This window comes from Synechococcus sp. OH2 (assembly GCF_047462155.1).
Lineage (GTDB): Bacteria > Cyanobacteriota > Cyanobacteriia > Thermostichales > Thermostichaceae > Thermostichus.
This window is the reverse complement of record NZ_JANSIR010000002.1, coordinates 1-3,261: the sequence shown is the minus strand read 5'-3', so window position 1 is coordinate 3,261 and position 3,261 is coordinate 1. Positions and strand designations below refer to the sequence as shown.

General features: G+C 58.0%; 4 protein-coding genes and 1 pseudogene. 1 reads left to right on the top strand and 4 read right to left on the bottom strand.

The window, feature by feature from the left end; genetic code table 11:
* The 4 genes and pseudogenes from NW835_RS00235 to NW835_RS00220 all read right to left on the bottom strand — a co-directional run.
* Window positions 1-312, bottom strand: a pseudogene (locus NW835_RS00235) (hypothetical protein); the annotation flags it as partial.
* 246 nt (window positions 313-558) lie between these two features.
* Window positions 559-744: a photosystem II reaction center protein PsbZ gene (gene psbZ / locus NW835_RS00230; protein WP_414334060.1), complete on the bottom strand. Its 186-nt coding sequence runs from the start codon at window positions 742-744 to the stop codon at window positions 559-561.
* A 177-nt stretch (window positions 745-921) separates the two neighbouring features.
* Window positions 922-1,614, bottom strand: a complete 693-nt coding sequence (locus tag NW835_RS00225) for a queuosine precursor transporter (protein ID WP_414385309.1) — start codon at window positions 1,612-1,614, stop codon at window positions 922-924.
* Complete coding sequence (locus NW835_RS00220; RefSeq protein WP_414414210.1) at window positions 1,614-2,270, bottom strand: response regulator; 657 nt, start codon at window positions 2,268-2,270, stop codon at window positions 1,614-1,616. Before NW835_RS00220 ends, NW835_RS00225 begins: the two co-directional genes overlap by 1 nt.
* 248 nt (window positions 2,271-2,518) lie before the next feature.
* Here NW835_RS00220 and NW835_RS00215 point away from each other — a divergent pair.
* A partial coding sequence (locus NW835_RS00215; protein ID WP_414414209.1) for a class I SAM-dependent methyltransferase occupies window positions 2,519-3,261 on the top strand: 743 nt, incomplete at its 3' end.

The window sequence follows — 3,261 nt, the reverse complement described above, 5'->3', positions numbered from 1 at the left end:
GCCCTCCACCTCTAGGCGTACATTCTGGGGATCGATGACGGCATCAAAGTTCCTGTCCGCGCTAATCTGCACCTCCGCCACCGCCACATCCTGCGGTGGGATCTTCAGGCGATAGCGATCCAGCCGACCGCGAATGCCGCGAAAATCCAGCCGATAGCTGAGGACAGGTACCCCCTCGCTGCCCGTGATGACAAAGCCCGACTGCGCCTTTGCCAAAGGGGATAGCGCCCCTACCACCAAGCCTGCCAAAATCAGCCTCGTCCCCAGCCGGGCCAAGCGGAGGCCCCACGAACGCTTCACTGCTCTCAACACCCAAACCTCCCAAAAGACTTCGGCACAGGGGCACCTTGCCGCCGGCCGAGCGAGCAGCAAGGCCATGAGATTGAATTGCTATCCATTGTAAGGGGCGGGATCCCTTCCACCGGGAGCGCCCAGGGCCCACTCGGGTGCGGAGATGCGCAGTTTTTCCCCACCACCAGAACCTCACAGTCGCAACCCTGATGCTCTGGAACGTCCAGGAGCCTGGGGGATGGGCGTCGAAGGATCCTGCTGGGAGGATCACTTAAAGAAACTGAGTACCCCCACCCCGATCACCATCAGCACCCAGAGCAGGGATCCTACCAAAATGACATTCTTGGCCCGGCTCCAGTCGCTGGCCGAGCTGTAGAGCACCGGCACCGCCACCACCAACAGCAAGCTGTAAAGCACCAACACCAACAGAGCAATTTGGAAAATGAGCATCATCTTTACGGATCCCTCACAAAAGTCTTGTCTTGGATAAGGGCTCCCGACAACACCGGTCTGCCCAACCCGAGCCGGCTCGCTGCACACCGGCGGCGGGGTAGAAAGGATAACGCTCTGACTATACCAAAACTGGGATCCCTCTCAAGGCCAGATCCGTCGGGGCAGCCGATGGATGAACTACCTAGATACAGACTGCATTCGGAAAGGGTTGAAGTCGGTTGCCACGTCAAAGTAGTCTTCCTGTTCCTGTTGCTTCAGCCAGCCGGTGATGGCGTAGGTCAGGGGCGTACAGACTGCCTCAACGGCACACTTGAACACGTAGTTGGAGACGATGAGGCTCATCAGACCGGGAAACACCCCCCAGAAAGCGATGAGAATAAACAGGCCCGTGTCCACCGCCTGGCCCACCAAGGTCGAGCTGATGGTGCGTATCCATAGCCAGCGTCCCCGCGTCCACACCTTCAGGCGCGCCAGCACATAGGCATTGGCAAAGCTGCCGCTCCAGTAGGCAATCAGGCTGGCCAGTACAATGCGCGGGGTAAGGCCGAGAATCTGGTTGTAGGCTTCCTGGTAGGGCCAGTCGGGGGCTGCCGGCAGGGATCCCACGATCATCAAGGTTACCGACATCAGGGCCGCCGAGAAAAACCCCAGCCAGATCACCCGCCGCGAGCGGGCATAGCCATAGACCTCTGTGAGGATGTCGCCAAAAATGTAGCTGAGAGGGAAGAGGATGGTGCCGCCATCGAAGGTAAACGGCCCCAAGAGCACGATCTTAGTGGAGGCGATGTTGGAAATGAGCAGCACAGCCACAAACAGGGCCGTCACCGCATCCAGGTGCCGGTAGGCGCGCTCCAAGCCTCGCTCAGACATCAGGATCCTCCTAGAAGTTTGCGGATCTGCCGTAGTTCTTTGACAATTAGGGCCAGGCCCTGACTGTGCCGTTCCACTTCGCTGGCAAGTTTACGGATCTGCTCTTCCAGGTTAGCGCTATAAGATTCCTGGCGCTCCAGGCGCTGGTTGAGGTTGGCAAGCCGCGTCACCACTTCCCGCTGGATGAGGTTTTCCGTGCCTTGGATGAGCAGCGTCTCGATGGCGGTGAGCTTGTTCAAGAGTAACTGGGTGTTGGTTTCCGACCCCGGCTCTGGTGCCGCCTCAGGGGTCACCCGCAAGGCCTTTTGAATTTGGGCCAGAAGGGCTTCTGCCTCAAAGGGCTTTTCAATGAAGTCAAAATCGACAAAAGGCTCAGGGATGCGGGCTGTTACCTGCTCTTTCATCCCCGACATGATGATGACGGGGGTATTCTTCAGGCTCTCTTCCTGCCGGATGGCCTGCAATGTGTCATAGCCGTCCATCTTGGGCATGACAAAATCTAGCAAGATCAGGTCGGGGTGATGTTTTTTGGCAGCCTCCAAGCCCGCTAGGCCGTCTTTGGCCTCCAGTACCTGAAACTGGTCAGCCAAGATGCTGGCTACCATCTTGCGGATCATGATGCTGTCGTCAATGACCAACACCGTCTTGGCTGTCATGCTTGGGCGCTCCCTTTTCCCAATCCGTTCGACCTGCTCAGCCCCTTCCTCCAGTGCATGGGGCATCGGGGACGTCCTTCCGGGGACACCAATAGAGTACTCTCCCTCTTAGGGAAGTGGGGTGTGACTAGCAACTTACAGCTCCAATTTCGCCGATTCTCCCAAGGCCGAGAACTTGCCGGTTTCCCATCGCTGCCTTGCTATAATCTAACGTAAAGAAACATTAAGCATTCGCACCTTGCAGGGTTATGAGCTTACAGTTGAGCTCCGAGCTGTCGCTGCCGATCCCATCGCCGGTTGGAGAGGCGGCCTACCGTGCCTTTCAGTGGGGCAAAAATCTCTTTGGCTTTGCCCATAAGGCTCTCTCCACCCAGGCTTTGGAGCTGATGCTCTCTGTGCTCAGGGAGCTGCAAAGTTTTTCCTCTGGGAAAGCCCTGCCGCCGCGGGAGCGGGTGAAGGTCAGCGCAGCTATTTTGCAAGAGTTGCGGGCTCGTTACGAACGGCTGCTCCAGGTCGATTGGCAAGACGCTGAGGCAGGTTACTACCCTCACGCGCTTCTTTTCGACAACCCCTGGCTGGACTTTGCCCGCCATTACCCAGAGGTGTGGCTGGATTTGCCCCAGGTTGCTCGGCGGGTCCACAGCCGGCGCTACCAGGAGTTTTCTCCAGACATCTCCACCGAGGGCTATCCAAAATACTATCTGCAAAATTTTCATTACCAAACCAACGGCTACCTAAGTGATCGCTCGGCTGAGCTCTACGACCTACAGGTGGAGCTGCTGTTTGGGGGCACAGCGGATGCGATGCGGCGGCGGGTAATCCGGCTGCTCAAGGATGCCCTCGATCCTGCTCTATCGGCTCCCCACATTCTCGATGTGGCTTGTGGTACGGGGCGGATGCTGCGCCTTTTGCGGGGATCCCTGCCCAACGCGGCACTGTATGGCCTGGACCTTTCCCCTGCCTATCTGCGCAAGGCCAACCGCCTGTTGCA

Bases quoted from the DNA above. Each gene is read 5' to 3' on its own strand.
- psbZ (WP_414334060.1), bottom strand. From the start codon at position 744: ATGATGCTCATTTTCCAAATTGCTCTGTTGGTGTTGGTGCTTTACAGC.
- NW835_RS00225 (WP_414385309.1), bottom strand. From the start codon at position 1,614: ATGTCTGAGCGAGGCTTGGAGCGCGCCTACCGGCACCTGGATGCGGTG.
- NW835_RS00220 (WP_414414210.1), bottom strand. From the start codon at position 2,270: ATGACAGCCAAGACGGTGTTGGTCATTGACGACAGCATCATGATCCGC.